Below are 26651 nucleotides of genomic sequence, written 5' to 3' on the forward strand. Positions count from 1 at the left end.
AACCGGCGCGTACGGTCGATCCGTACTTGAAGTATCAAGTGCACAGGGAGAGGGCATGCCGGTTCGTACGCGCGTCACCGTTCCGCTCGAGTTCCCCGATGGGTATCGCACCACCGCGGAGGTCGTCACCTTCACCGGTCTGTCCGACGGTAAAGAACATCTCGCACTGGCCCTCGGGGACGTCGCGAAAGCCGAGTCCCCGCTGGTCCGGCTGCACTCGGAGTGCATGACCGGCGATGTCTTCGGTTCACAGCGCTGCGACTGCGGCCCGCAGTTGCGCGAGGCTGTCGAGCGCATCACCGAGACCGGTGGTTATCTGCTCTACCTACGGCAGGAGGGCCGGGGCATCGGGCTGTACGCGAAGCTCGACGCCTACGCCCTGCAGGACCTCGGCATGGACACGTACGAGGCGAACCGCGCTCTCGGCCACGCCGACGACGAGCGTGACTACACCGCCGCCGCCCAGATGCTGGAGTCGCTCGGCGTCGAGTCGGTCGACCTGCTCACCAACAATCCGGACAAGTCGCGCCAGCTTCGGGAGCTGGGCGTCGACGTGCGGGCGGTCCGGCCGACCGGGGTGCACGCCTCCCCGGCGAACGTGCGCTACCTCCAGGCGAAGGTCGCCCACACCCAGCACACGATCGATCTGGCCCCGGCGTCCTGAGTTTCTCTTCGGTTGCGCCTCAGATTCGCTGAGGCGCGCCGAACGGGAAGGCGTGGGTATCGAGGGAGTGAATTCGCGCATCGCGGACATCCAGAGCCGGATTCTCGCGCTGCAGGGACAACAGGCCACGACCACGACGGCGCGCACCCGGACGGAGACGCCCGCCCAGGCCAGTTTCGCCAGCCATCTCCAGAGTGCTGTCGCGTCGACCGGGGCTTCGGACAAAGCCTACAAACTCAACAGTAAAGGTATCCCGGAGGATCTTGCCGCGTACGGGAACGGCAAGATCCCGGCCGACGCGCTCGGCCGGGTCGGCACCACCAACCACAAGCTGTGGGCGCCGGCCGCCGAGAAGCTGAACCGCATGATCGAGGACGCCCGGAGCCAGGGCGTCAAGATCGGCATCACCGACTCCTACCGGCCGTACGCCGAGCAGGTCGACCTGGCCCGCCGCAAGGGCCTCTACTCACAGGGCGGTCTGGCGGCCAAGCCCGGCACCAGCGAGCACGGCTGGGGCATGGCCACCGACCTGGACCTGAACTCCGAGGCGCTCTCCTGGATGCGGAAGAACGCCAAGAACTACGGATTCGTGGAGAACGTGCCGCGCGAGTCGTGGCACTGGGCGTTCCGCCCCTGATCTCAGACGCGGCAGAGGATCTCTCCATGCGGGATGATCAGCCAGCCCTCGGGATCGTCAGCCCACCGGCGCCAGCCGGCCGAGATCCGTCGCAGGTCGGTTTCGGTCGCGGCGCCGGTGCGCATCGCTGAGAACGCCATCTCGGAGTTGAGCACCCGCTCCTCCCACATGCCGCCCCACCACTCCCGGTCCTCCGGGTTCGCGAAGCACCAGACGCTCGCCGTCGCGGTCACCTCGGTGAACCCGGCCGCGCGCGCCCACGACAGCAGCCGCCGCCCGGCATCCGGCTCGCCGCCGTTGCCCCGGGCGACCCGCTGGTAGAGGTCGAGCCATTCGTCCAGCTCCGGCAGCACCGGGAACCAGGTGAACGCCGCATAGTCACTGTCGCGTGCCGCGACCAGGCCGCCCGGCCGGGTGACCCGGCGCATCTCCCGCAGCGCCGCGACCGGGTCGGCCACGTGCTGGAGCACCTGATGAGCGTGGACCACGTCGAACGTGCCGTCCGGGAAGTCCAGCGCGTGCACGTCACCGACCGCGAAGTCGACACCGGTCAGGCCGCGGCGCGCGATCTCCGCGCGGGCCAGGTCGAGGGCCGGTGCGGTCTGTTCCAGAGCGGTCACCCGGCCGGGTGCCACCAGTCCGGCCAGTTCGGCCGTGATCGTGCCGGGGCCGCATCCAACGTCCAGCAGGGAAAATCCGGAGGAAAGATGCGGCAGCAGGTACGCCGCCGAATTCTCTGCGGTGCGCCACCGGTGTGAGCGCAAGACCGACTCGTGGTGTCCATGGGTGTAGGTCGCCATGGCACTGACGCTAGGCCTATCTTCCTCAAATGTGGGACAAGCTTCTCACTATTTGGATAACACGATTTCTTGCTGCGCTGTTCAGGACGTAGTTTGGTGGCCATGAGGATCGGTATCGTCGGTGCGACGGGACAGGTGGGCGGCGTCATGCGCCGCATCCTGGCCGAGCGCCAGTTCCCTGTGACCCAGCTCCGGCTCTTCGCCTCCGCGCGCAGCGCGGGCCGCACGATCTCGTGGGGCGACGGCGACGTGACCGTCGAGGACACCGCCACGGCCGACTACTCCGGCCTCGACATCGTGCTCTTCTCCGCGGGCAAGGGCGGCTCGAAGGAGTTCGCACCCCGCTTCGCCGAGGCCGGCGCGGTCATCGTCGACAACTCGTCGGCGTACCGGATGGACCCGGACGTGCCGCTCGTCGTCGCCGAGGTCAACCCCGACGCCGCCCGGGTGCGCCCGAAGGGCATCATCGCCAACCCCAACTGCACCACGATGGCCGCGATGCCGGTGCTGCGCCCGCTGCACGACGAGGCCGGCCTGGTCTCCTTCATCGCCACCACGTACCAGGCGGTCGGCGGCGCCGGGCTCGCCGGTGTGGCCGAGCTCGACGAGCAGATCAAGAAGGTCGCCGACCGTGCCACCGAGCTGACCCACGACGGCTCCGCGGTCGAGTTCCCCGAGTCGAAGGTCTTCCCGCAGCCGATCGCGTTCAACGTGATCCCGCAGGCCGGCTCGTTCGTCGACGACGGCAGCAACGAGACCGACGAGGAGCAGAAGCTCCGCAACGAGAGCCGCAAGATCCTCGGTCTCCCCGACCTGCTGGTCTCCGGCACGTGCGTCCGGGTGCCCGTCTTCACCGGCCACTCGATCCAGGTCAACGCCCGCTTCAGCCGCCCGGTCAGCCCCGAGCGGGCGCGCGAGATCCTGGCCTCCGCGCCCGGTGTCGAGATCTCCGACGTGCCGACCCCGTTGCAGGCGGCCGGCCGCGATCCGTCCTACGTGGGCCGCTTCCGCGTCGACCCCACCGCCGAGAACGGCCTGTCGTTCTTCATCTCCAACGACAACCTCCGCAAGGGCGCGGCGCTCAACGCGGTCCAGATCGCCGAACTGGTCGCCGCCGAACTCGGCTGACCCGCACATCCGGCGAAATGCCGCCCAGGTCGACAGGCCGGGGCGGCATTTCTCTTTCGGTACGGGCCGGCCCGTACATCAGGCGCAACTCCGCCGTTCCGGGGCTCCCGCGCGACGCGGTCCCGGCGTCCCGGCTTCACCGCGCCTCACGGGTGTATGCGTCCCTCACCCCCGGCGCCGCCCCGCCGCGGCTATCGGCCTCGGAGAACTCATCGTCGCCTTTGTCGGCCCGGGGCGTTTCTATCGGCCGTTCCCGGGGATATCCGCCGGTGACGGGATTCCGCCGACGCCGGAGCGACCTCTGAGCGACCGATCTGTCACCTGATGACGGTTTCGACGGGCGTGAAGTCCCTTATGTTCAGCTCAACAATGGGAATTTGGGACTTTTTGCACGAATCGGTAGCGCTTGGCCGGTTTTAGCGGCACAGTGATGGAATGAACGACAGTGGGCTGGGCGGAGCGGGCTACTTCTGGTGCCTCCGCGACCACCGGGTGGAGAGCGGCGACGACGTGTGCCCCGCTCAATACCGGCTCGGTCCCTACGCCACGGCTGACGACGCGACGCGGGCACTCGAGACCGTCGAGAAGCGCAATGCCGAGTGGGATGCCGAGGACGCCCGCTGGACAGGGGAAGCCAGCTGACGTAATCCGCCGCTCCGGCCGTCCCGAGCCGGAGCCGCGTGTCTCCCGGCGCGGACGTGCCCGCAGTCATTCGCAAGGAGGAACACCTCGATGCCCGCTGCCAAAAAGGCCTCGACAAGGCCCGCTGCCTCCGGCACGGGCCCACGACCCAGAACCACCCCATCCGGTACGGGCACCCGCGCGACCGCCGCCACCACCTCCGCCCGCGGCGCCTCCACCGCGACGGCGGCCACACCGAAGAAGACCGCCGCCGCTGCCCGCTCGGGCACGGCGGCCCCGGCAGCGAAGGCTCCCGCGCCCAAGCGTGCCAAACAGCCCGCAGCCAAACAGCCCGCAGCCAAACAGGCCGTGGGCAAGCAGGCCGTGGTGAAGCAGTCCGCTGGCAGGCAAGCCGTTGTGAAGGAGACCGTCGGCAAACCGACCTCCAAGTCTGCCGCGGGTAAGCAGATGGTGGGCAAGCAGCCTGCCGCTGGTAAGCAGGTGGTGGGCAAGCAGCCTGCCGCTGGTAAGCAGGTGGTGGGCAAGCAGCCTGCCGCTGGTAAGCAGGTGGTGGGCAAGCAATCTGTGAAGCCTGCCGCGGGTAAGCAGATCGTCGGCAAGCAGGATCAGAAGCAGGTTGTCGGTAGGCAGGCTGCGGGGGCCGCCAGCGGTAGGACTGGAGCGACTGCCCCGGCTATCGGGCGGAAAGCCGCGGAGACCGCTTCGGCTTCCGGGAAGCGGACGGCCGGCGGCGCGACCGTCACCGCCGGCCGCAAGGCACCCGCGGTGGCTGCCGTAATCGTCAAGCCGCGGGGCTCGGGCGCGACGAAGAACGCGACCACTCTGAGTTCCGGTGCAGGGAAGGTCGCCGCACCACGTGCCGGGGGGAAAGCCGCCGTCGAAATGGCGGCGGCGAAGAAGCTTGCCGGGCGGGTCGTTGCGGCGAGTAAGCCGGTACGGGTCGTATCAGCGCGGGCCACCGGCGGTGGTCTGTCGCCGAAGGGCAGTACCACCACGGTTCTCGAACGTAAGAGTGCTGCCGGTCGTTCCGCCGGGTCATCAACTACCGGGAAGCGTGGGGCCACCGCGTCGTCCACGCCGGTGAAGGCGGCCGCTCGATCGAGTGGAAAGTCGATCAGTGCGGTCACTGCCGCCGGCTCCCCGGCCGCCAGAGCCACGGGTGGTCGACCGGCAACCAGCAAGAACATCGCCATGGGGCGAGGAGACGGCCGTGGTGCAGTGGCCTCCGCCGGGAAGGTCTCCCCGGCGCGGAGTGCCGTAGGGAAGGCCGTATCGGGCAAAGCGGCGAGTGTCGCCGGACCGACGGCCAAACCCGTTACCAGCAAAGGCACATCAGCAGCGGTCAAGTCCACTGCCGCCACGTCTACTGCCGCCAAGTCCGTGGTTGCCAAATCCGTGATCGCCAAGGGCACAGTCGCCAAGTCCGCGGTAGCCAAAGGTACGGTCGCCAAATCTGCGTTCGCTAAGGGCGCGGTCGGGAAGTCTGCGGTAGCCAAAGGCGCGGTTGCCAAGGGCGCGGTTGCCAAGGGCGCGGTGGCCAAGGGCGCGGTGGCCAAGTCGGCGCTCACTAAGGGCGCGGTTGAAAAGCCCGCGGTAGCGACCCGCGCGGTCGGCAAGTCGGCGCTCGCTAAGGGCGCGGTTGGGAAGTCCGCGGTAGCGACAGGCGCGGTCGGCAAGTCTGCGGTGGCCAAGGGCGTGGTGGCCAAACCCACCGTGGCCAAGGGCTCGGTATCCAAAGGTGCGGCGGTCAAGAGCGCGGCGGTTAAGAGCTTGGTGGCCAAGAGCGCGACCGAAAAGGGCGCGAAGGCCATTTCGTCGGCCGATTCCGGGACTGTCAAAACTGTTCGGACGGGCGCCGGGGTAGGTGGAGCGGCATCCGGTAAGGCAGTGCGTGCAGGAGCCGCGGTGGGGAAGTCTCCATTGGCCAAGGCCGGGGCGGGCAAGGCCGGGGGAATCGTCGGCCGTGCTGTTTCGGGTAAGGCCGTCACTGCGGCGACGGGTAGGAGCGCAGCGGGCAAGACGTCGGCGGCGGGGACCGGCACGGGTAAGGGCGCCGGGGTTGCGGCTGGGCGCGGGAACGCTGCGGTCGGTCGTACCACTGCTTCCGGTCGGAATGTCGTTGCTGCCGGAAAGGCAGCGGCCGGAGCCGCGGGGAACGGCGAAGGAACCGGTGGGAAGAACACCGCCGCCGCCCGCGCGGGAAAGATCGTCGGCGGGAACGTGGTGGCTCTGGAACGTGCGGCGGAACGGGGTTCTGGACGGGTGACCGCCGGGGGCCGCAAGATCGCGGCGGCTTCGGGCGGACGCGGCCCGGCTGAGAAGGGCGCCGGCAGGAGCGGCGGTGTGACCGTGCCCATCGGGTCGAAGGGTGTGACCGCGTCTCTCGGGTCGAAGGGTGTGACCGCGCCTCTCGGGTCGGAGGGCGGGACCGTACCCATCGGATCGAAGGCCGGACACGCTGTTCCGGTGCGTCGGGCCGGTGGATCGCGACGGGTTGCCGCGGCCATGAGCAACCTGCCGAAGAACCAGGTGACCGTCTCCACCGATGACGACTGGGACGAGGACGACGAAGGGCGCGCGCCCGAGAATCTCGCCCCGCAGGTGGAGCCGGAACAGAACGTCTCCGAGGCGAACGGTGGGAAGGACGAGGACGGGCCCGACGCCGCGTCCCTGTCGGATGTGCCGTTCCTCGGTGGATGGTTCCCGCCGAATCGCGGGCCCGCCCAGCCGGACGAGGACTCCGACCAGTGGGGAGCGGACCGCCCCGATCTGGAAGCCCTGGAGACCGGAGCGGACGACTCCGCCGCCGACGACGACGAGGAAGCTCCTGATTACACGGGGCCCGCGGATGCGGTCGAATCGGGTTGGGTGTCCACGCTCGCGCGAATTTCCAGCTCGGATGGGCGGGAGCTCGACCTGACCGCCGAGGGTGAGCCCGAGAACGATGAGGTTCGGGGCGTCTCCGCTGGGACCGGCGACGAGTCCCAGGGCGCTCCCGCTGCGGCCGGTTACGGTGATGCGCTCCTTCGGCCGTTCGGGGACAAGCCTGCCGGGGGTGACCTGGACGACGAACTCGATGATGAGGATGGCGGGGACACCGGGGCGGCGGGTGGCCTCGCGGGAGCCGTGACCGTCACCGCGCCCGTCTCGAGCAGGCGGAGGCCCTCCTCCAGGCCGAGCCGGCGCGGGACAGAGGCCGCCGAGACGGATGAGCCGGACACTGCGGAACCGCCGGTCGCCGAAAGGACCGCGGAAGACATCCAGGCGGCTGAACTCGACGAGATCACGACGCCCCGGAGAGGCGCCGCCCGAACAGGTGGAACCCGGGCGGCCAAGATGACGGCCACCACAGCTACCGCCAACAAGGCCACTGCTGGTAAGGCCGCAGCGGCCACGAGCGGGGCGGGGCGGGCTACGGCTGGCAGGACGGCGGCTGGCAAGACGGCGGCTGGCCGGGCGGCAGCGGGCAGATCGGCTGCGGGCAAGGTGGGGGCCGAGGCGACTGCGGGCAACGTGGCTGCGGCCACGTCCGAGGACGCGACTGCGGTGCAGGCGGCTCCGGCGAAGAGCAGGGGGACCAAGGCGACGGCCGGCAAAGCGGCGGGAGCTGCGCGGACGGCCGCCAAAGCGGCGGGAGTCGCGGCGACGGCGGTCAAGACGGTGGGGGGCCGGGGCGGTTCGGCTCGGACCGACGGTACGTCCGCCACGGTTGCCGGCAGTGGTGCGCCTAAGGGGCGCGGTGCGGTGAAAGCCGCCACGACCCGGAGCGCGACGGCCGGAACGGGTAAGGCGAAGGCAGCTGGTACGACGGCAGCCGGAACCAAGTCGGCCGCGGTCAAGACGATCGGGAACGCCGGGAACAGGGCTGCGTCCAAGACGGCTGCGTCGAAGGCAGCCGCGTCCAGGGCCGGTACTGCCGAGCAGGGCGCAGCGACTGGAGAAGCGGTCACCGCGATGAAGGCGCCGGCCGGCAGAGGCGCTGGGACCCGGGCCACGAAGGCGGCCGCAGCTACGGCTGCCAAGCGTGCGGGCACGACCGGCGCAGGAACGAAGGCCGGCGGTTCCAAGGCCGAAACCGCGAAGGCGACCGGTGCGAAGGCGACCGGTGCGAAGGCGACCGGCGCGAAGGTAGCTGGGGCGAAGGCGACCGGAACGAAGGTGGCTGGGACGAAGGCTGCTGGAGCTAAGGTGGCCGGAACGAAGGCTGCTGGAGCTAAGGCGGCCGGAACGAAGGCTGCTGGAGCCAAGGTGGCTGGGGCGAAGGCGACTGGCACGAAGGCGACCGGTGCAAAGGCGGTCGGGGCCAAGGCTGTCGACAGCAGAGCTGGGGCGAAGGCTGCTGCGGCGAAGGCGACCGGGGCTGAAGTGACCAGGGGCAAGGGCGCCGGTGCCAAAGCTGCGGCTTCGAAGGCGGCGGCTGCGAAGAAGACCGCGGCACCGAAGAAGACCGCAGCACAAGCGATCGGGACGAAGGCGGCGGCCGCGAAGCAGACCGCTGTGAAGGCGACAAAGTCCGCTGTGACCAAGGCGGCTGCCGCGAAGAAGACTGCGACCAAGGCAGCTGGTGCCACGGTGGCCAAGTCGACCGCGGCCAAGAACGCTGCGGTCAAGGTGGCCGGAGCGACCGCGCAGAAGGTCGCAACGTCGAAGAAGGCTGCGGCGAAGGTGGGCGCGGCCGCGAAGTCGGCTACCGCCAAGGTCGCCGGAAAAACGGCTGTACCTGGCCGGAAGAGTGCAGCTAACAAGGCTGCCCCCGCCAAGGCCGGTGGTAGGGCGACGGCTGCGAAGGTCGCTGAGACAAGGGCGACGGCGGCTAAGACGACGGCGGCCAAGACGACAGCTGCCAAGGCGACCGCGACCAAGGCGACAGCGGCTAAGACGACAGCTGCCAAAGCGACCGCGACCAAGGCGACGGGGGCCAAAGCGACGGCAACCAAGGCGGCTGCGAACAGGACGGCGACGAGCGCGGCGGCTGCCAAGCCAACCGGAAGCAGGGCGACCGGGGCGAGGGCCACTGCGGCGAGGGCCGCCGGGACGAAGGCAGCCGCGGTCAAGGCTGCGCCGGTTAAAGCGGCAGCGACTAAGGCAACCGTTGCGAAGAAGGCTGCGACCAAGGCGACCGCGACCAAGGCGACCGCGACCAAGGCCACTGCGACCAAGGCCACTGCGACCAAGGCGACCGGAGTGAAGACTGCGGCTGCCAAGGCGACCGGAGCGAGGGCTGCGGCTGCCAAGGTGACGGGGACCAAAGCAACGGCTACCAAGACGGCTGCCGCCAAGGCCTCAGCTGCCGCGGTGGGTGTCAGGCCCGCGGGGACCAAGGCGACTGCGGCGAAGGCCGCCGGAGCGAAAGCCGCGCCGGCGGCCACCGTGGCGGGGAGCCGGGCAGGCGCTGGTCGTGGTTCCGCCGGTACCGCGGGCACCGGGCGGAACGTGGCTGGCAAGGCTCCGGCCGGACGAGTAGCCGCCGGCCGCGGGAACGCGGCGAAGGCCACGGCTGGGCGGGCAACTGCCGGTCGGGGGAACGCGGCGTCCATGACCACAGCCCCGGGACGGTCCTCGGCGACCGGGACTGCGGCCGGTAAGACGGCGGGGAGCAGGGCCGGCGCGGCGAAGAGTACGGCGGGTAAGGCGGCCAACGCGAAGGCGGCACCGGCCAGGGCGGCGGGCCGGGCAGCGGGCGGCGGCACGGTGAAGGCCACCGGGAACGCGGCCAAGGCCACCCGGGCACCTCGTAGTTCAGGGACGAATGCGGGGGCTACTCCGGGCAGTGCTCGAACCGCTCGCAACACGTCCCGGAGCGAGCCGGTACAGGCGTCCCGCGCGGCGGCACGCCGCCGCTGAGCTGACACCGGAAGCGCTGGTAGCTGACGTCAATCGGAAGCGCTGGTCGCTGATGTGAGTCGGGAGCGGCGGTCGCTGACGTGAACCGGGGGTGTTGAGGCTGACGTGAGTCGGGAGCGTTGGTAGCTGACGTGAGCCGGGAGTACTGGTCGCTGATGTGAACTGGAAGCGCGTTGTCGTTGGTGGAGACACCAGGCAGCGCGCTTCCGCGTGTTCGACGACCCGGCCGCGTCCGCACCCCTGCCGAGCGAGATCGACTCCACCAGGTCCGGCCGGACGGGAACGGTTCTGAGGCTGAGGACATCAGCCGGGAGCGGGCGGGCCCGAAGGCTCTCGCCGGCTGGTAGGAATGAGCCGTGCCGATGAAACGGGTGGTGGCGCCGCAGATCGACTTCTCGGGGTTGCGGCGGGAGCTGGGATTGCCGGACGAATTTTCGGAGGGGGTGCTCGCTGAGGCCGGTGCGGCCGCTCGGGCCACGGTGATGCCGGAGACGGACCGGAGTGGGATCGAGTTCGTGACGATCGATCCGGCGACGTCCCGGGATCTTGATCAGGCCATGCATCTGAGCCGGCGGGCCGGTGGCGGCTATCGGGTGCATTATGCGATCGCCGATGTCGCCTCCTATGTGCGGCCGGGCGGCCCGATGGAGGCGGAGAGCTGGGCGCGGGGGCAGACGGTGTATCTGCCGGATGGCCGGGTTCCGTTGCATCCGCCGGTGCTGAGTGAGGACGCGGCGAGTCTGCTGCCGGGCGGGGAGCGGGCCGCCGTCGTGTGGACGATCGATCTGGACGGTGACGGGGAGACCGTGGCCGTCCGGGTGGAACGGGCCCGGGTGCGCAGCCGGGCGAAACTGGACTATGTGGGGGTGCAGCGGCAGATCGATGCGGGGACCGCGCCGGAGATGCTGACGCTGCTGCCGGAGATCGGCGGGCTGCTCGCCCGGCGCGCCTCGGATCGGGGTGCGGTGAATCTTCCGCTGCCGTCGCAGGAGATCGAGCGGGACAGCGACGGCTGGCGGCTGGTGCTGCGGGCGCCACTGGCGATCGAGGAGCACAACGCGCAGATCTCGCTGCTGACCGGCATGGCGGCGGCGCGGATCATGTTGGACGGTGGGGTCGGGCTGATCCGGACCATGCCGTCACCGAAACCGGAAGCGGTGGAGAAGCTACGGGCGGCGGCCGGGCCGCTCGGCATCCCCTGGCCGGACGGGGCGCGGGTCGGGGCGGTCATCGCCGCCGTGAACCCGGCGGACCCGCGCGGCGCCGCTTTCCTCGACCAGGCCGCCGAACTGCTGCGCGGCGCCGGCTACACGGCGTTCGGCGTCGCGGCATCGTCCCAGCCGGGCCGTGGCGCCCCTTCCGGGCAGACGCCCGGGCAGACACCGGGGCCGGCCGGCGGTGCCGGTTCCGGGCCGTCGGTGGCTGCGACGGGCCGTGGGGCCGGCACCGGGCCGGTGGGGGAGGCGGCCGAGGCCGGCGAGGGGGTTCTTCCGATCCCGGCGGATGCGGGGCACGGTGGCGTCGGGGCGCCCTATGCGCACGTCACGGCGCCGCTGCGGCGGCTTGCGGATCGATATGCGACGGAGGTCTGCCTTTCGATGTACGAGGGGCGGGCGGTTCCCGGGTGGGTGCTGGACGCTCTGCCCCGGCTGCCGAAGGCGATGGCGGCGACCGATCGGGTGGCGGGGGCGGCCGACCGCGGCGCCATCGATCTGGCCGAGGCGGTGCTGCTCCAGGGCCGGGTCGGGGAGGTGTTCGAGGCGGCGGTGCTGGATCGGGAGGACGCGAACGGGAAACGGCCGGCCGGCGGGACGATCGCCCTGGACGAGCCGGCCGTGCGGGCCAAATGTGCCGGGGACCTGCCGCTCGGTGAGCGGGTTCCGGTGCGGCTGACGTCGGCGGACCCGGCGAGCCGGACGGTTCGGTTCGAGCGCGTCTGACAGCACCGGTGACGCGGCCGGTGCCGGCGCCGGGCACGGATGTCCGGGCGAGGGTCGTGGCCGCGCGGGACGGTGGGGTGGGGCGGGACGGGGTCCGCTGCGGTTGAGGACTGCGGACCCCGTACCAGAAAAAGGGGTCAGAAGGTGTGTTCCGCGGCGGGGAACTCGCCGTTGCGGACCTCGTCCGCGAATTGTCGCGTCGCCTCGGTGAGCGCGCCGGCCAGGTCGGCGTAACGCTTCACGAAGCGCGGCGCCTTGCCGGTGCGCAGACCGGCCATGTCCTGCCAGACCAGCACCTGCGCGTCGGTGTCGGGGCCCGCGCCGATGCCGACCGTGGGGATCGGCAGCTCCTTGGTGATCTGCTTGGCGACGTCGCCGGGGACCATCTCCAGGACCACGGCGAAGGCCCCCGCGTCGGCGACCGCCCGGGCGTCCGAGATGACCTCGGCGCCCTCGTTCTCCCGGCCCTGGACGCGGTAGCCGCCGATGGCGTGCTCGCGCTGCGGCGTGAAGCCGATGTGCGCCATCACCGGGATGCCGGCGCCGGTGATGGCCTCGATCTGCGGGGCCATCCGGCGCCCGCCCTCGAGTTTGACGGCGTGGCAGCCGCCCTCCTTCATGAACCGGACGGCGGTGCGCAACGCCTGGGTGGGGCCCTCCTCGTAGCTGCCGAACGGCAGGTCGCCGACGATCAGCGCCGTCTTGGTGGCCCGGACCACCGCGCGGACCAGCGGCAACAACTCGTCGACGGTGACCGGGACGGTCGTCTCGTAGCCGTAGACGTTGTTGGCGGCCGAGTCGCCGACCAGCAGGACCGGTACGCCGGACTGCTCGAAGATCTGCGCCGTGTACATGTCGTAGGACGTGAGCATCGGCCAGCGGTCGCCGCGGACCTTGGCGTTGAGCAGGTCACGGGTGCGGACCCGGCGGGTCGGCGGCCCACCGTACAGGGTCGGGATGGTGTCCGACATTTCGCTTTACTCCTCCCTCGAGGCCGCGCGGATGCGGTCCCCGGGTGCGCCCATCGTCGCACCGGAAACCGCCTGCCGGTCAGGGGTCAGTGGAGGTTTTCACACCGATCAGACGGACTGTCCCTCGCGGAACAGATTGGTGATGGGCAGACGACGGTCACGGCCGAACGCCTTACCGGAGATCTTGGTGCCCGGGGCGGACTGCCGCCTCTTGTACTCGGCCAGATCGATCATGCGCAGGGTGCGGTCCACCAGGGCCGGGTCGTTGCCGGCCGCCACCAGCTGGTCGCGGCCCAGGTCCTGGTCGACGTAGCCCTTGATGATCGGGTCCAGGATCTCGTAGTCGGGCAGCGAGTCCGAGTCCTTCTGATCCGGCCGCAGTTCCGCGCTGGGTGCCTTGGTGATCGAGTTCTCCGGGATCGGCGGTGTCCCGGGCCGGGTGTTCCGCCAGCGGGCCAGCTGCCACACCATCGTCTTCGGCACGTCCTTGAGCGGGTTGAATCCGCCGACCGAATCGCCGTAGAGGGTCGAGTAGCCGACCGCCAGCTCACTCTTGTTGCCGGTGGTCAGCACCAGGTGTCCCTCCTGGTTGGAGAGCGCCATCAGGATCACGCCGCGCACCCGGGCCTGGAGGTTCTCCACGGCCAGGCCGGACAGCGACATGTTCGCCAGGAACCCGTCGACCATCGCCTGGATCGGCTCCGTGCGGTAGTCGAGGCCGGTGCGTTTGGCCAGGTCGGCGGCATCGTCCTTGGAGTGGTCGGAGGAGAAGCCGCTGGGCAGCGAGACGCCGACCACCCGCTCCGGGCCGAGGGCGTCGACGGCGATCGCGGCGACCACGGCCGAGTCGATGCCGCCGGACAGGCCGAAGACCACCGAGCGGAAACCGTTCTTGTCGACGTAGTCACGCAGGCCCAGGACCAGGGCGGACCAGATCTCCTCCTCGTCGGAGGCACGATCGGCGATGCCACCCTCCCGCCGGCCGGTCAGCGCGGCGAGGTCACCGGCGGTCACGACCCGCGAGATCCGCATCCCGTCACCGTGCTCCGCGGCCGGCGGCGTGTCCGTCGCCTCGGGAAGATCGAGATCGTGTACGAGCAGCGCCTCGGCGAACTGGCCGGTCCGGGCGAGCAGCTCCCCGGAAGCCGACACGATCATCGAGTCGCCGTCGAAGACCAGCTCGTCCTGCCCGCCGATCATGTTGACGAACGCGACCGCCGCTCCCGCCTCCACGGCCCGGCGCCGCACGAGCGCGAGCCGCACGTCGTCCTTGTTCAGCTCGTAGGGCGAGGCGTTGATGTTGACGACCAGGCCGACCCCGGCCCGCCGCGCCGCGGTGAACGGCCCGCCGGCCTGCCAGATGTCCTCGCAGACGGTGAGCGCCACGTCGGCCGTGCCGAGCCGGACCACGGTGAGCGTGTCGCCGGGCTCGAAGTAGCGGTTCTCGTCGAAGACGCCGTAGTTGGGCAGGTGGTGCTTGTAGTAGGTGGCCACCACCTCGCCACGGTGCAGCAGCGCCGACGCGTCGCGCCGGCCGCTGCCGGGCACCGCGTCGGCGCTGATCGCCGGTGGGCCGTCGGCGTCCACGTAACCGACCACGACGGCCAGCTCGCCCAGGCCGTCGGCGGCCAGGTCGGCGGCGAGGGCCCGCAGCGCCGAGCGGGACGCCTCGACGAACGAGTTGCGGAAGACGAGATCCTCGATCGGGTAGCCGGTCAGCATCATCTCGGGGAACGCGACCAGATGCGCGCCCGCGTCGGCCGCTTCCCGGGACCAGCGCCGCACCGACGCGGCGTTGCCGCGAATGTCACCGACTGTCGAGTTAACCTGAGCGAGGGCGATGCGCAACGTGGGCATGCCCCTCATTGTTCCCCCAACCCAGGCCTTCGGATCCCGACCCGGGCCGACGTCACAGGCGATGGTCAGCGTAGTCTCGGCTCGATAGGTAGACATCCGAACGAGGGGTGGCAGTGGACCGACAGCAGGAGTTCGTGCTTCGCACGCTCGAGGAGCGCGACATCCGTTTTGTCCGGCTCTGGTTCACCGACGTGCTCGGCACGCTGAAGAGCGTGTCCGTCGCCCCGGCCGAGCTGGAGTCCGCCTTCGAAGAGGGCATCGGCATCGACGGCTCGGCGATCGAGGGCTTCGCCCGGGTCTACGAGTCGGACATGGTGGCCATGCCCGACCCCACCACGTTCCAGGTCTTCCCCTTCGAGGGCGGCGTCAGCGGCGAGAGCGCCCGGATGTTCTGCGACATCCTGCTCCCCGACGGCAGCGCCGCCTGGGCCGACCCGCGCCACGTGCTGCGCCGCGCCCTGGCCAAGGCCGCCGAGAAGGGCTTCACCTTCTACACCCACCCCGAGGTCGAGTTCTTCCTGATCCAGGACGGGGCGAACGACGGCTCCGTGCCGGTTCCGGTCGACACCGGCGGCTACTTCGACCACACCACCCACGCGGTGGCCCGCGACTTCCGCCGCCAGGCCGTGCTCGCGCTGGAGCGGATCGGCATCTCGGTCGAGTTCAGCCACCACGAGGTCGCGCCCGGCCAGCAGGAGATCGACCTGCGCTACGCGGACGCCCTCACCACCGCCGACAACATCATGACGTTCCGGCACGTCGTCAAGGAGGTGGCGCTCTCGCAGGGCGTCAAGGCCACCTTCATGCCGAAGCCGTACACCGATCAGCCCGGCTCCGGCATGCACACCCACCTGTCGCTGTTCGAGGGCGAGCGCAACGTCTTCTACGACAGCGAGGACCCGCAGAAGCTGTCGAAGACGGCGCGGTCGTTCATCGCCGGCCTGCTGGTGCACGCCCGGGAGTACACCGCGGTCACCAACCAGTGGGTCAACTCGTACAAGCGGCTCTTCCCGCTGCAACTGCCGGACCGGATCACCGAGTCCCCGGCGTTCGTCAGCTGGGGCCACCTCAACCGGTCCGCGCTGGTCCGCGTCCCGGCGTTCGGCAAGCCCAACTCGGCTCGCGTCGAGGTCCGCTCGATCGACTCGGCGGCCAACCCGTACCTGGCCTTCGCGGTCATGCTCGGTGCCGGCCTGAAGGGCATCGAAGAGGGATACGAGCTGCCGGCCGGCGCCGAGGACGACGTGTGGTCGCTGTCCCCGGCCGAGCGCAAGGCCGCCGGCTACGAGGCGCTCCCGGAGAACCTGTCCGAGGCGATCGACGTGATGTCCGGCTCCGAGCTGATCGCCGAGGTGCTCGGCGAGCACGTCTTCGACTTCTTCCTCCGCAACAAACGGCAGGAGTGGGAGCAGTTCCGCCGCGAGGTGACGCCGTACGAGCGGCAGCGCTACCTCGGGGCCCTCTGAACGAGGCGTACCTGTAGACGAGGCGTACCAGAAAGGGCCTTCCCGGATCGGGGAGGCCCTTTCGGCATGTGAGGCGCCAGGCGGCGACGGTGTCCGAGCCGTCACCGCCTGGCTGGTGCGGTTGCCGGGCGCTGGGTGGGGGCACCCTTGCCGGCAACCGACCGCTAAAGGCACCCGGCGGACCGCCCGTTCCCCAGATCCGGTCCGCCGGGTGCCGGCTTCATCTGCGTGGCCTCCGGCTGCCGCTCGGGCTCACGCTCACGCTCGGCCGTGGTTTCGGCGACCATTGGCCGCCGTCGTCCGGGCGCGGCTCGTCATGGTCGCCGGAATAGGCCGGCCGGGGGCCGAACGTGCCCCCGAAGCCGCTGGACGGGCTGTTGCGGGGCCGGTTGCCGCAGAACTGCTCGACCCGTTCGCGGTCGCGCTCACCGGCGCGCCGGACCAGCTCGCCGAAGCGGCCGTCGTTCAGGGCCCGGGTCCGGGTGTCCCGGTCGTGGAGACTGAACTCCTGGCAGAGCTGCGCCACCCGGTCCGGGGTCGCCGTCGTGGTGGTGGGTGCGGGCTGCGGCAGCGTGGTGGGCACCTGCCGCGGTGTGGCCCGGGCCGGCTCGCTCGACGGTGTGGAGGCCGGCGGTGTGTGGTCGATCAGCGGGCCGGGCAGGGCGCCGGTGTTCGCGGCCAGGGCCACCCCGCCGATGGTCGCCGACGTGCCGAGGGCGACCACCGCGACCTTGAGGGTGAGCAGCCGGGCCACCGCCGCCCGGAGCGGCGAGGAACGCCGGCGCGGGACGGGGGAGTGCGCGGCGGCCCGGAAGGCCGCCATCACGTCGGCCTCGCCGGCCAGCTCCCGCGCCGTCGCGGGCGCCGTCGCCGCCGCCAGCACCTGGTCGAGCGGGTGCCCGGTCCGGTCACCGCGCAGCAGGCGGTCCGCGGTCCTCCGGTCCATCTCGCTCCACTCCTCGGGGCTGGTCATCTCATCTCCTTCAGCGCCGCGGCCGCCGAAGTCGTCACCGGGTCGGTCCAGGCGCTGCTCCGGCGCTGTTCCGGGGGCCGCGGGGGAGCCGCCGGTGGGAGCCGGGCGGCGAGCTGTCGGAGCCCCCGGTAGGCGGCGGTACGCACCGCCCCGGCCCGGCGGCCGAGGATCCTGCCGGTGGTGGTGGCGTCCAGCCCGACCACCACCCGCAGCATCACCGCCTCGGCCTGCTCGGGCGGCAGCGTCGCGATCAGTGCCAGCGCCGCGTCGGTGGTGACCAGTTCCATGGCCCGGTCGGCAGTGTCGTCGCCGGCGCTCAACTCGGTCAGGTATTCGACCGGAGCGCTCACCTGCGGCCGGCGGCGCCGGGCGCGCAGCAGATCCATGGCGCGGTGCCGGGCGATCGTGGCCGTCCAGCCCCGGAAGCCGTCCCAGTCACCGGAGAAGGTCCGCAGATCACGGGCGATCTGGAGCCACGCCTCGGAGGCGACGTCCTCGGCGTCCTCGGCGACCAGCACCCGAAGGTAGCGCAGCAGAGCCGGCTGCTGGGTGCGGTAGAGCAGGCGGAACGCCTCCTCGTCGCCCTGCTGAGCCGCCTGCACGACATCGTCGAGGCCCTCAGGTGCCACCATTCAACGACCTCCGCGCCTCGCTTCGGCGCCGCACACCGCATGCGGGCTCCCCTGGTACAGCGCGGCCTGATAAAAAAACGTCACCGTGGCGTCAGGCGTCCGATCGACTCGGTAGATCCGCTCCGATACGGTCTTGTGCGGAACACATCTGACGAGGGAGAAGCCGTGCTGGAGGATCTGCTTGAGGGTGCCGGGCGCAGCATAGTGTTCGGTGGCGTCGGCATCGTGCTGATGGCTGTCGGGTTCGTGCTGATCGACGTGCTCACCCCGGGCAAACTGCGGGATCTGATCTGGGTGGAGCGCAACCCGAACGCGGCACTCCTGCTGGCGTCGAACCAGCTGGGTATCGCCGCCATCGTCTTCACCTCGATCTTCACCACCTACGACTCGTTCGGTCAGGGCCTGGCCTCGACCGCGCTGTTCGGCCTGATCGGTATCGGCATCATGGGCCTGGCCTTCCTGGTGCTGGACTGGCTGACCCCGGGCAAGCTGGGCGAGGTCATCTGCACCCAGGACCGGCACCCGGGCGCGCTGGTCAGCGCCGCGTCCCATTTCGGCGCGGCCCTGATCGTCTGCGCCTGCATCGCCTGACGCTCACCGTCGAAGCCGCTGATCGTGGCGACCCTGCCGGGACGGCGGCTGCGGGGCGGATCCCGGGCGATCGCCCCGCCCGCGCCGGCAGCCGTCCCTCAGGTGTCGTACCCCCGCTTTATGGTCGTGTGGTGAATCGAACCGACCGGCTGTATGCGCTCGTCGAGGAGTTGCGGGCGGTCGCCCCGCGGCCGCGCAGCGCGCGGTGGCTGGCCGAGCGCTTCGAGGTGAGCGTCCGCACGGTCGAGCGGGACATCTCGGCGTTGCAGCAGTCCGGGACCCCGATCTGGGCCGAGTCCGGCCGCGCCGGTGGTTACTGCCTGGACCGGGCGCACACCCTGCCACCGGTCAACCTCACACCGGAGGAGGCGGTCGCGATGGCGCTCGCCCTGCGCAGCATGGCCGGGACCCCGTTCCGGCAGCCCGCGGCCAGCGCGCTGCGCAAGGTGCTCGCCGCGATGCGCCCGGAGGACGTGGCCGCCGCCCATGACCTGGCCGGGCGCATCCAGCTGGCCGGCGAGGCGACGCCCGTCACGCTGCCGCGCCTGGCCGGTGGCCCCCTGCCGGTGGGCTGCGTGCTGCGGATCGGCTATGCCGACCGGTTCGGTGCCGTGACCCTGCGCGACATCGAGCCGCTGGGTTATGTCGGGGTCAACGAGCGCTGGTATCTGATCGCCTGGTGCCGGCTGCGGGAATCGGTGCGGATCTTCCGCTCCGACCGGATCAGTTCGGTGACGCCGACCCGGGAGACGGCGCCACCGCGATCGCTCAGCGAGGCCGGTGTCCAGATCCCGCACCGGTTGCGCCCGCTGAGCCTGATCTGAGCCGGCCGGAGGCACCGGCCAGGCCCGCTGACCTGATCTGAGCCGGCCGGGAGCACCGGCCAGGCCCGCTGACCTGACCTGAGCCGGCCGGGAGCCACCGGCCAGGTCCGCTAGGCCTGACCTCGGCCAGATTTGAGCCGGGTCAGCCGACCGGGGGTGTGAACACCTGGAACTGGTTGCCCGACGGGTCGAGCAGGTGGGCGATCTCGATTCCGGCCGCGGACGAACGGCGTACCAGCACCTTGCCGCCCGCCGCCTCGGCCGCCCGGCAGGTGGCGTCGGTGTCGGCGACCAGCACCGAGAAGACGGCGTGGTTCGGGCCCTGCCCGCCGGTGTCCGCGAGCCCGCCCTGGAGGCCGCCCTCGTCCGGGGTGCTGATGATCCGGTAACCGGGAACGGCGGCGTCGAAGGTCCAGCCGAACAGGCCGCCGTAGAAGCGCTCGGCCTCCTCAGGCTGGTCGGTGCCGATCTGGAACCAGCCGATTCCGTTCACTGCGGACATGATGTCTCTCCTTCGTTGTGGGACCTCCTCACTCTCGGGGCCCGGCCCGACACCGTCCTGTCGGTGTTTGGCGGACTTTGACAGGATCACCCGAATGGAAGAGATCAGCCTCGAACCGGTCACCGCCGGCAACTGGCGGGACTGCGCCGCGCTCACCGTCCACCCGGATCAGCAGCGGTTCGTCGCGGAGGTCACCTACTACCTCTGCATGTGCCACTACGGCGACACCTGGAACCCGCTCGCCGTGGTCCGCGGCGGTGCCGTGGCCGGGTTCGTGATGTGGGCGGTCGACGACGACGGCAGCCGGTGGATCGGCGGTCTCGTGGTGGACGCGAAACATCAGCGGCAGGGTGTCGGCCGCGAGGTGGTCCGGCGGTTGCGGGAGCGGTTGATCGCCGAGCCGGGCACGCCGAACGTGGCGCTCAGCTACCAGCCGGCCAACACCGGCGCCCGCCGTCTTTACCTCTCCCTGGGCTTCACCGAGACCGGCGAGACCGAGGACGACGAGGTGGTCGCGAGGTGGACACCGTGAACCGCGTCGAGTCGTAGGCGGTGCACGTCGATCAGCAGCTTGCCGGGAACCCTCCGGCTCTCCAGGTCGGCGTGGGCCCGGCCGACCGCGGACAGCGGGTATCGCCCGCCGATCCGGGCGGTGAGCAGGCCCCGGCCGGCCAGGTGGAACAGCCGGGCCGCACTGGACCGGTAGAGCTCCTCGTCGTCGAGGACCCGCTCCAGGCCGAAGCCGAGCACCCCGGTCGACGCGGTCATCAGCTCGTCCACGGCCACGGTGTTCGCGACGGCGCCCGCCCCGCCGTACGCCACGATCCGCCCGAACGGGGCCAGCGCCGCGCGCACCTGCTCGAACGTACGCCCGCCCACGCCGTCCAGGACCAGCGTCGGTGCCTCGCCGAGGGCCGCGCCCAGGTCCGGACGGTTCGCGTCGACGGTCGCGTGCGCGCCCAGCCCGGTGAGGAACGCGTGTTCCGCCGGTGACGAGGCGAGCCCGATCACCCGCGCCCCGGCCGCGCGGGCCAGCTGGACGGCGAGGTGACCGACCCCGCCGGCGGCCGCGGTGACCACCACGACGTCGTCGGCGCCGGCCCGGCCCAGGGTGTGCAGGCTGTGCCAGGCGGTGAGCCCCTGCTCCAGCACCGCGAGCGCCTGTTCGTCGCTCACCGCGTCCGGCACGTCGACGGTGTGCCGGGCCGGGGCCACCTGTGCGTAACCGCCGCCTGCGGGCAGCAGAGCGGCGACCCGGCGCCCGTCGGAACGGCGGCGGCCCACCACGTCGGTGCCGAGCACCGCGGGCAGGGACGGCCGCCGGTACGCACCGCGCCGCCGGTGGACGTCGGCGTCGTCGACTCCGGCCACCGTCACGTCGATGACCTCACCCGCCGGTTCGGGGATCTCGGTCAGCGCGAACACGTCGGGTCCGCCGAACGCGACGATGGCAGCGGCGAGCATGCCCCATTCAAACAGCTCGGATAGCCTCGACCTGTGGCCACCGCACTAGTCATCGAGAACGACCCCAGCGACGACCTCCGGAGGCTCGGGGACTGGCTGGCCGAGGGTGGGCTGGAGCTCACCGTGCTCCGGCCGCACGCCGGCGACGAGCTGCCGGACAACCTGGACGGCTATCTGGCGCTGATCGTGCTGGGCGGCGACCAGAGCGCGTTTCCGGACGCCGCCGGCGTGCCCGGCGCGCCCTGGTTCCCGGCGCTGGAGGGGCTGCTGCGCAAGGCGGTCCGGTTCCGGGTGCCCACGCTCGGCGTCTGCCTGGGCGGGCAGCTGCTGGCCCGGGCGCACGGCGGCACCGTGCAGCGCAGCGCCGCCGGGCCGGAGATCGGCCCCGGGCTGGTCGCCAAACGCGACGCCGCCGACGGCGATCCGTTGTTCAAGTGGGTGCCGTTGCTGCCCGACGTGCAGCAGTGGCACCGGGACGAGATCACCGAGCTGCCGGCCAGCGCGGTGCTGCTGGCCGCCTCGTCCCGCTATCCGAACCAGGCGTTCCGGATCGGCGACCGGGCCTGGGGCCTGCAGTTCCACATCGAGTGCGACGCCGAGATGATCGCCGGCTGGGCGCGTTCCGACAGTGCCGTCCTGGCCGAGCTGGGTTATGACGCGGAGGCGGTGGTGGCGGCCGTCACCGCGGCGCTCGCCGACGTGGAGGAGGTGTGGCAGCCGTTCGCCGTCCGGTTCGCCGCGCTGGCCCAGGGCACGCTGGCCGACGCCGACATCCCGCATTCCGGGACCGGGCGGACCCTGCCACTGCTGGGGCAGTGATGACCAGGCCCACCCGACTCGCGCGGTACGGTTTCGCCGACAACGGCGCCCGCGCCACCGACCTGCTCGGGCCGGGCGGGTTGCGACTCTGGGACACCGAGGCACAGGTCCCGGTCGACGAGCAGGCGGCCGGGCTGCTGGACGCGCTCTCCAAGGCCGCCGATCCCAACCTGGCGCTGCGCCAGCTGCACCGGATCGTCGAGTCGGCGGGGCGGGGTGGGCCGAAACCGGCCGAGGAGCTGCTCGGTGAGCTGGCCGTCGACCACGGGCTGCGGCGGCGGCTGATCGCGGTGCTCGGGGCGTCGTCGGCGCTCGGCGACCATCTGGTCGCCAATCCGGAGCACTGGCGCACCCTGGCGACCGGGCGCAGCGGCATGCCCCCGGATGCCGACGGCGGGCTGGCGGATTTCGATGATCTGACCGTGCCGGCGCTGCGGACCGCGTACCGGATCTCGCTGCTGCGCATCGCCGCCGCCGACCTGACGGCGGGCCGCGGTCTGGAGCCGACGATGGACGCCCTGTCCCGGCTGGCCGACGAGACGCTGGCCGCCGCCTACGCGATCGCCGTCGCCGGCCTGCCGGCGACGGCGCCGGAGCCGCGCCTCGCGGTCGTCGCGATGGGTAAGTGCGGCGGCAACGAGCTGAACTACGTCTCCGACGTCGACGTGATCTTCGTGGCCGCCGGCGATGAGGACCTCCAGGCCGGCACCACGATCGCCGCCCGGCTGATCGAGATCTGCGGCCAGGTGGCCTGGCCGGTGGACGCCGCACTGCGCCCGGAGGGCAGCCGTGGCCCGCTGGTCCGCACGCTGGCCAGCCACCAGGCCTACTACCGTCGCTGGGCCCGCACGTGGGAGTTCCAGGCGCTGCTCAAGGCCCGTCCGGCGGCCGGTGATCTGGCTCTGGCGCAGGAGTGGATCGCCGATCTGGCCCCGCTGGTGTGGCACGCCGCCGAGCGGCCCGAGGCCGTCGCCGACGTGCGCGACATGCGCCGCAAGATCATCGACAATGTGCCGAAGAGAGAACTGGACCGCGAGATCAAACGCGGTCCGGGCGGCCTGCGTGACATCGAGTTCGCGGTGCAGCTGCTCCAGCTCGTGCACGGCCGGGTGGACGAGACGCTGCGCTGCGGCGGCACGCTCCCGGCGCTGCGCGCCCTGGTCGCCGGCGGCTACGTCGGCCGCGAGGACGGCGAGACGCTGCTGCGTGGTTACCGTTTCCTGCGCGGCGTCGAGCACCGGCTGCAACTGCAACAACTCAAACGTACGCACACCGTGCCGGACGATCCGGCCGGGCTGCGCTGGCTGGCGGCCGCCCTCGGCTACACCGCCATGCCCGGCCGGGACGCCGTCGAGTCGTTCCGCTCGGACTGGGTCGGGCACGCCGCCAACGTGCGCCGCCTGCATGTGAAACTGCTCTACCGCCCGCTGCTGGAGGCGGTCGCCCGGGTGCCGGCCGAGGAACTGCGGATGACTACGGAGTCGGCCCGTAGGCGGCTGGAGATCCTCGGTTTCGCCGATCCGGTGGGGGCGCTGCGTCATCTGGAGGCGCTGACCGGTGGCGTGACCCGTACGGCGGCGATCCAGCGGACCCTGCTGCCGATGCTGCTGCAGGACTTCGCCGACGCCCCGGAGCCGGACCGTGGCCTGCTCAACTACCGCCAGGTGTCGGACAAGCTGGGCAGCACGCCGTGGTATCTGCGGTTGCTGCGTGACGCCGGCCCGGTGGCCCGCCGGCTGGCCCGGGTGCTGAGCCTGTCCCGGTACGCCACCGACCTGCTCACCCGGGACCCGGAGGCGCTGCGCCTGCTGGCCGATGACGCCGAGTTGCAGCCACGGCCCCGGGAGTCGCTGCTGGACGGGTTCGCCGCGGCCGGTGACCGGCACACCGACCCGGTGAAGGCGATCGCCGCGGTCCGGGCGCTGCGCCGTCGCGAGCTGTTCCGGCTGGCCTGCGCGGACATCCTGAGCCAGGGCGGCGAGCTGGCCCCGGATCGTCCGCTGGGGGTGGACGCGATCGGCATGGCCCTGTCGGATGTGACCGACGCGACGCTGAACGCGGCGCTGCGGATCGCCCGGCGCGCCAAGCCCGCCCCGGAGGGTCTGCGGTTCGCCGTGATCGGGATGGGCCGGCTCGGCAGTTACGAGATGAGTTACCCGTCCGACGCCGACGTGCTGTTCGTCTACGAGCCGCCGGCCGGGGGCCCGGAGAGCGAGGCCAGCGCGGCGGCGCACGCGATCGCCGAGGAGATGCGCCGTCTGCTCAACGCGCCGGCACCCGATCCGGCGCTCGGTGTCGACGCGGATCTGCGCCCGGAGGGCCGGCAGGGACCGCTGGTCCGCAGCCTGCAGGCCTACCGGCAGTACTACGACCGCTGGTCGAAGGTGTGGGAGGCGCAGGCGCTGCTGCGGGCCCGGTTCGTCTGCGGGGACGTCGACCTGGGGCGGCGTTTCGAGGCGATGGCCGACGCGGTCCGCTATCCGGCGGGCGGTCTCACCCGGGAGCAGGTGGTCGAGATCCGGCGGATCAAGGCCCGGGTGGAGACCGAGCGCCTGCCCCGTGGTGCCGACCCGAACACGCACACCAAGCTGGGCCGGGGCGGGCTGGCCGATGTCGAGTGGGCGGTGCAGGTCACCCAGCTGCGGCACGCGCATGCGGTCCCGGAGCTGCGGATGACCCGGACCCTGGAGGCGCTCGTCTCGGCGGCGGCGGGCGGTCTGATCGCCGAGTCGGACGCGGCCGAGATGACCGCCGGGTGGACGCTCGCGGCACAGGTGCGCAACGCCCTCACCCTGGTCCGTGGCCGCCCGACCGACCAGCTGCCACGGCACGGGGTCGAGCTGGCGGGCGTGGTGCTCCTGCTGGACGGCGGCGACCCGGGTGAGTTCGTCGACCGGTACCTGCGGTTGACCCGGCGTTCCCGGGCCGCGATGGAACGGGTGCTGGAGAGCTGATCGGCGCGTGGCGCCGGCTCAACCGGTCGCGGCGGTGATCACCCGGCTGAGAGCCTCGTGCACCCGGCGGAGCTCCTCGATCGGCATGCCCAGTCGCTCGACGACGGCCGGCGGGATCCGCTCGGCGTCGGCCCGCAGTGCGCGGCCCCGCTCGGTCAGGGTGATCGCCAGGCTGCGCTCGTCGGCCCGGTCCCGTTCCCGGCGCAGGTAGCCGATCGCCTCCAGGCGCTTGAGCAGCGGCGAGAGGGTGCCCGGGTCGAGTTGCAGCAGTTCGCTGAGGCGGCGCACGGACAACGGGGAATACTGCCAGAGGGCGAGCATCACCAGATACTGCGGATGGGTCAGGCCCATCGGCTCCAACAGGGGGCGGTAGATCGCCACGACGCTGCGGGCTGCCACCGACAACGCGAAGCAGACCTGCTGCTCCAGCGCCAGGGGGTCGTCGACCGGATCACTCATCGGTGGTCAGCCTACCAATAGTTGGTGTACAAATGATTTGTCCACAAACTGTTCTCGGGGAGGCTGTCGTGTCGAGGTTCAAGGCCTGGTTCCACCGGACGTTCGACGACTGGTTCTTCCGCTCGATGATCGGCCCGGCCCAGACGAAGGGCGCCGTCCACGGGGCCGACCATTTCGCCCGCGAGCAGTGGAAGCGCGACCTGGCGAACCGCAAGCAGTACACCCGTGAGCAGCGCGAGCGTAAACGTGCCGAGCGGGCCGCCCGCCGGTGATCGCGGGCCGGGGTGAGCCGCCACGGTAGGGTCGGCGGCGTGGAAAGTGCGGCATGAAGCGAAAAGCGATGGTCATCGGCCTGGCGTCGATCACGGTGGGACTCGTCCTCATCGCGGTGTTCCGTAACTCGTACTTCGACTCCCGCGTCTATCACGGGGCGATCGTGTACTGGTTCCGTGACGGCGGCATGGTCTACGACTTCCTCCGCCCCGGCACGCCGTACGGCTTCACCTACCCGCCCTTCGCCGGCCTGGTGATGTCGCCGATGACGGTGCTGCCGTTGCTGATGGTGATGATCCTGGCCACCATCGGGACGGTGGTCACCACCGCCCTGCTCGTGTGGTGGCTGGCCGGCCCGCTGATCCGGCGCCACGGCTGGCCGGTCAGGTTCGCCTTCGCGATCGCCCTCTGCCTGACCATCGCCTTCGAGCCGGTCCGCGAGACGATCAGCTTCGGTCAGGTCAACACGCTGCTGCTGGCGCTGGTCGCCGGGGACATGATCCTCGGCCTGGACAAGGGCCGGAAATGGGCGGGTGTCGGCATCGGCCTGGCCACCGCGATCAAGCTGACCCCCGGCGTCTTCATCCTCTACCTGCTGGTCACCCGGCGCTGGCGGGCGCTGGGCACGGCGATCGGCACCGCCACCGGCGTCACGTTGCTGGCCGGGGCGATCTTCCCGGACGAGTCCCGGGAGTTCTGGACGTCGGCGCTGTGGGACACCAACCGGGTCGGCCTGCTCCACTACCTCTCCAACCAGTCCGAGCGTGGCATGCTGGCCCGCCTGCCGATCGAGGAGATCGAGTCGCGGGTGTGGCTGGTGCTCGTGCTGGCCACTCTCGCCGTCTGGGCGTGGCGGGTGGCGAAGGCGCGGGAGGACGTGATCGGCGGTCTCGCCCTGACCGGCCTGCTGAGCTGCCTGATCAGCCCGGTCACCTGGATCCACCACTGCGTCTGGCTGATCCCGGCCCTGATCCGCTGCCTGTCGTACTTCGAGGAGCACCGGTCGCGGTTCTATCTGGGCGCCGCGGCCTACGTGGTGATGACCTCGCACGTCACCTGGCTGTGGGACAAGCCGCCGAGGCCACCGCTGATGTTCCTGGGTGGCAACGTTTATGTCTGGTTCAGCCTGGCTCTGCTGCTCTGGACACCTGTGGGCACCCGTCGTTCGTCTGACGTCCACGAGAAGGTCAAGATCACCGCGTAGGCAGAGC

General features: G+C 71.2%; 22 protein-coding genes. 14 read left to right on the forward strand and 8 right to left on the reverse strand.

The genetic code is table 11. The features are described from left to right. Window positions 1–55: 55 nt before the first annotated feature. Both BC793_RS11045 and BC793_RS11050 read left to right on the forward strand, forming a co-directional pair. Window positions 56–664, forward strand: a complete 609-nt coding sequence (locus tag BC793_RS11045; RefSeq protein WP_109591931.1) for a GTP cyclohydrolase II — start codon at window positions 56–58, stop codon at window positions 662–664. A 52-nt stretch (window positions 665–716) separates the two neighbouring features. Continuing rightward, a complete protein-coding gene (locus BC793_RS11050; protein ID WP_109591933.1) occupies window positions 717–1301 on the forward strand; it encodes a M15 family metallopeptidase in 585 nt (194 codons plus the stop codon). Between the two features lie 2 nt (window positions 1302–1303). Here BC793_RS11050 and BC793_RS11055 read toward each other — a convergent pair whose 3' ends face one another. Continuing rightward, window positions 1304–2101: a class I SAM-dependent methyltransferase gene (locus BC793_RS11055; RefSeq protein ID WP_109591935.1), complete on the reverse strand. Its 798-nt coding sequence runs from the start codon at window positions 2099–2101 to the stop codon at window positions 1304–1306. A gap of 102 nt (window positions 2102–2203) precedes the next feature. On the opposite strand from BC793_RS11055, the gene BC793_RS11060 reads away from it, so the two are divergent. From BC793_RS11060 to BC793_RS11080, 4 genes are all read left to right on the forward strand, one after another. After that, a complete protein-coding gene (locus tag BC793_RS11060) occupies window positions 2204–3229 on the forward strand; it encodes an aspartate-semialdehyde dehydrogenase (RefSeq protein ID WP_109591937.1) in 1026 nt (341 codons plus the stop codon). A gap of 435 nt (window positions 3230–3664) precedes the next feature. Next, window positions 3665–3871 (forward strand): hypothetical protein, encoded by a 207-nt coding sequence (locus tag BC793_RS11065; protein WP_109591939.1) that lies wholly within the window; start codon window positions 3665–3667, stop codon window positions 3869–3871. A gap of 366 nt (window positions 3872–4237) precedes the next feature. Next, on the forward strand, window positions 4238–9715 hold the full coding sequence (locus BC793_RS48760; protein WP_146246232.1) for a hypothetical protein: 5478 nt from the start codon (window positions 4238–4240) through the stop codon (window positions 9713–9715). Window positions 9716–10071: 356 nt separating this feature from the next. Beyond that, window positions 10072–11655: an RNB domain-containing ribonuclease gene (locus BC793_RS11080; protein ID WP_239169866.1), complete on the forward strand. Its 1584-nt coding sequence runs from the start codon at window positions 10072–10074 to the stop codon at window positions 11653–11655. Window positions 11656–11792: 137 nt separating this feature from the next. Here BC793_RS11080 and panB read toward each other — a convergent pair whose 3' ends face one another. Beyond that, a complete protein-coding gene (panB, locus tag BC793_RS11085; RefSeq protein WP_109591947.1) occupies window positions 11793–12626 on the reverse strand; it encodes a 3-methyl-2-oxobutanoate hydroxymethyltransferase in 834 nt (277 codons plus the stop codon). Between the two features lie 108 nt (window positions 12627–12734). Further along, entirely contained in the window at window positions 12735–14483 is a 1749-nt protein-coding gene (locus tag BC793_RS11090; protein WP_109591948.1) for an NAD+ synthase, read from the reverse strand. Between the two features lie 113 nt (window positions 14484–14596). Between BC793_RS11090 and glnA the strand changes: the two genes are divergently transcribed. Then, a complete protein-coding gene (gene glnA, locus BC793_RS11095) occupies window positions 14597–15949 on the forward strand; it encodes a type I glutamate--ammonia ligase (protein ID WP_109591950.1) in 1353 nt (450 codons plus the stop codon). A gap of 220 nt (window positions 15950–16169) precedes the next feature. On the opposite strand, the gene BC793_RS11100 is transcribed toward glnA, so the two are convergent. Beyond that, window positions 16170–16922, reverse strand: coding sequence for a hypothetical protein (locus tag BC793_RS11100; protein ID WP_109591952.1), 753 nt, complete (start codon window positions 16920–16922; stop codon window positions 16170–16172). Then, a complete protein-coding gene (locus BC793_RS11105) occupies window positions 16919–17554 on the reverse strand; it encodes an RNA polymerase sigma factor (protein ID WP_109591954.1) in 636 nt (211 codons plus the stop codon). Before BC793_RS11105 ends, BC793_RS11100 begins: the two co-directional genes overlap by 4 nt. Before the next feature lie 165 nt (window positions 17555–17719). On the opposite strand from BC793_RS11105, the gene BC793_RS11110 reads away from it, so the two are divergent. Together BC793_RS11110 and BC793_RS11115 are read left to right on the forward strand one after the other, a co-directional pair. After that, the gene (locus BC793_RS11110; protein WP_109591956.1) at window positions 17720–18145 is read left to right on the forward strand and encodes a DUF350 domain-containing protein; all 426 of its coding nucleotides are present in this window, start codon (window positions 17720–17722) and stop codon (window positions 18143–18145) included. 131 nt (window positions 18146–18276) lie between these two features. Continuing rightward, window positions 18277–18969, forward strand: a complete 693-nt coding sequence (locus BC793_RS11115; RefSeq protein ID WP_109592442.1) for a helix-turn-helix transcriptional regulator — start codon at window positions 18277–18279, stop codon at window positions 18967–18969. Window positions 18970–19111: 142 nt separating this feature from the next. Here the strand turns inward: BC793_RS11115 and BC793_RS11120 are convergent, their stop codons facing one another. Next, complete coding sequence (locus tag BC793_RS11120; RefSeq protein ID WP_109591959.1) at window positions 19112–19471, reverse strand: VOC family protein; 360 nt, start codon at window positions 19469–19471, stop codon at window positions 19112–19114. Between the two features lie 94 nt (window positions 19472–19565). On the opposite strand from BC793_RS11120, the gene BC793_RS11125 reads away from it, so the two are divergent. Then, window positions 19566–20003, forward strand: coding sequence for a GNAT family N-acetyltransferase (locus BC793_RS11125; protein ID WP_109591961.1), 438 nt, complete (start codon window positions 19566–19568; stop codon window positions 20001–20003). Here BC793_RS11125 and BC793_RS11130 read toward each other — a convergent pair. Continuing rightward, on the reverse strand, window positions 19931–20935 hold the full coding sequence (locus tag BC793_RS11130; RefSeq protein ID WP_109591963.1) for a quinone oxidoreductase family protein: 1005 nt from the start codon (window positions 20933–20935) through the stop codon (window positions 19931–19933). The two genes, BC793_RS11125 and BC793_RS11130, sit on opposite strands and share 73 nt — an antisense overlap. Before the next feature lie 33 nt (window positions 20936–20968). Between BC793_RS11130 and BC793_RS11135 the strand changes: the two genes are divergently transcribed. Both BC793_RS11135 and BC793_RS11140 read left to right on the forward strand, forming a co-directional pair. Beyond that, entirely contained in the window at window positions 20969–21754 is a 786-nt protein-coding gene (locus BC793_RS11135; RefSeq protein ID WP_109591965.1) for a type 1 glutamine amidotransferase, read from the forward strand. Continuing rightward, window positions 21754–24708 (forward strand): bifunctional [glutamine synthetase] adenylyltransferase/[glutamine synthetase]-adenylyl-L-tyrosine phosphorylase, encoded by a 2955-nt coding sequence (locus BC793_RS11140; RefSeq protein ID WP_109591967.1) that lies wholly within the window; start codon window positions 21754–21756, stop codon window positions 24706–24708. Before BC793_RS11135 ends, BC793_RS11140 begins: the two co-directional genes overlap by 1 nt. An 18-nt stretch (window positions 24709–24726) precedes the next feature. On the opposite strand, the gene BC793_RS11145 is transcribed toward BC793_RS11140, so the two are convergent. Next, a complete protein-coding gene (locus tag BC793_RS11145; RefSeq protein WP_109591969.1) occupies window positions 24727–25167 on the reverse strand; it encodes a MarR family winged helix-turn-helix transcriptional regulator in 441 nt (146 codons plus the stop codon). Window positions 25168–25235: 68 nt separating this feature from the next. On the opposite strand from BC793_RS11145, the gene BC793_RS11150 reads away from it, so the two are divergent. Both BC793_RS11150 and BC793_RS11155 read left to right on the forward strand, forming a co-directional pair. Next, window positions 25236–25439 (forward strand): hypothetical protein, encoded by a 204-nt coding sequence (locus BC793_RS11150; RefSeq protein WP_109591971.1) that lies wholly within the window; start codon window positions 25236–25238, stop codon window positions 25437–25439. A gap of 53 nt (window positions 25440–25492) precedes the next feature. Further along, on the forward strand, window positions 25493–26644 hold the full coding sequence (locus tag BC793_RS11155) for a glycosyltransferase 87 family protein (RefSeq protein ID WP_109591973.1): 1152 nt from the start codon (window positions 25493–25495) through the stop codon (window positions 26642–26644). Window positions 26645–26651: the final 7 nt, after the last annotated feature.

Origin of the sequence: Actinoplanes xinjiangensis, assembly GCF_003148685.1 — a bacterium.
Classification (GTDB): Bacteria; Actinomycetota; Actinomycetes; order Mycobacteriales; family Micromonosporaceae; genus Actinoplanes; species Actinoplanes xinjiangensis.

Excerpts from the sequence above, each read along its gene's own strand:
- BC793_RS11045 (WP_109591931.1), top strand. The coding sequence starts at position 56 with ATGCCGGTTCGTACGCGCGTCACCGTTCCGCTCGAGTTCCCCGATGGG.
- BC793_RS11055 (WP_109591935.1), bottom strand. The coding sequence starts at position 2,101 with ATGGCGACCTACACCCATGGACACCACGAGTCGGTCTTGCGCTCACAC.
- BC793_RS11060 (WP_109591937.1), top strand. The coding sequence starts at position 2,204 with ATGAGGATCGGTATCGTCGGTGCGACGGGACAGGTGGGCGGCGTCATG.
- BC793_RS11065 (WP_109591939.1), top strand. The coding sequence starts at position 3,665 with ATGAACGACAGTGGGCTGGGCGGAGCGGGCTACTTCTGGTGCCTCCGC.
- panB (WP_109591947.1), bottom strand. The coding sequence starts at position 12,626 with ATGTCGGACACCATCCCGACCCTGTACGGTGGGCCGCCGACCCGCCGG.
- BC793_RS11090 (WP_109591948.1), bottom strand. The coding sequence starts at position 14,483 with ATGCCCACGTTGCGCATCGCCCTCGCTCAGGTTAACTCGACAGTCGGT.
- BC793_RS11100 (WP_109591952.1), bottom strand. The coding sequence starts at position 16,922 with ATGACCAGCCCCGAGGAGTGGAGCGAGATGGACCGGAGGACCGCGGAC.
- BC793_RS11105 (WP_109591954.1), bottom strand. The coding sequence starts at position 17,554 with ATGGTGGCACCTGAGGGCCTCGACGATGTCGTGCAGGCGGCTCAGCAG.
- BC793_RS11120 (WP_109591959.1), bottom strand. The coding sequence starts at position 19,471 with ATGTCCGCAGTGAACGGAATCGGCTGGTTCCAGATCGGCACCGACCAG.
- BC793_RS11125 (WP_109591961.1), top strand. The coding sequence starts at position 19,566 with ATGGAAGAGATCAGCCTCGAACCGGTCACCGCCGGCAACTGGCGGGAC.
- BC793_RS11130 (WP_109591963.1), bottom strand. The coding sequence starts at position 20,935 with ATGCTCGCCGCTGCCATCGTCGCGTTCGGCGGACCCGACGTGTTCGCG.
- BC793_RS11140 (WP_109591967.1), top strand. The coding sequence starts at position 21,754 with ATGACCAGGCCCACCCGACTCGCGCGGTACGGTTTCGCCGACAACGGC.
- BC793_RS11145 (WP_109591969.1), bottom strand. The coding sequence starts at position 25,167 with ATGAGTGATCCGGTCGACGACCCCCTGGCGCTGGAGCAGCAGGTCTGC.
- BC793_RS11155 (WP_109591973.1), top strand. The coding sequence starts at position 25,493 with ATGAAGCGAAAAGCGATGGTCATCGGCCTGGCGTCGATCACGGTGGGA.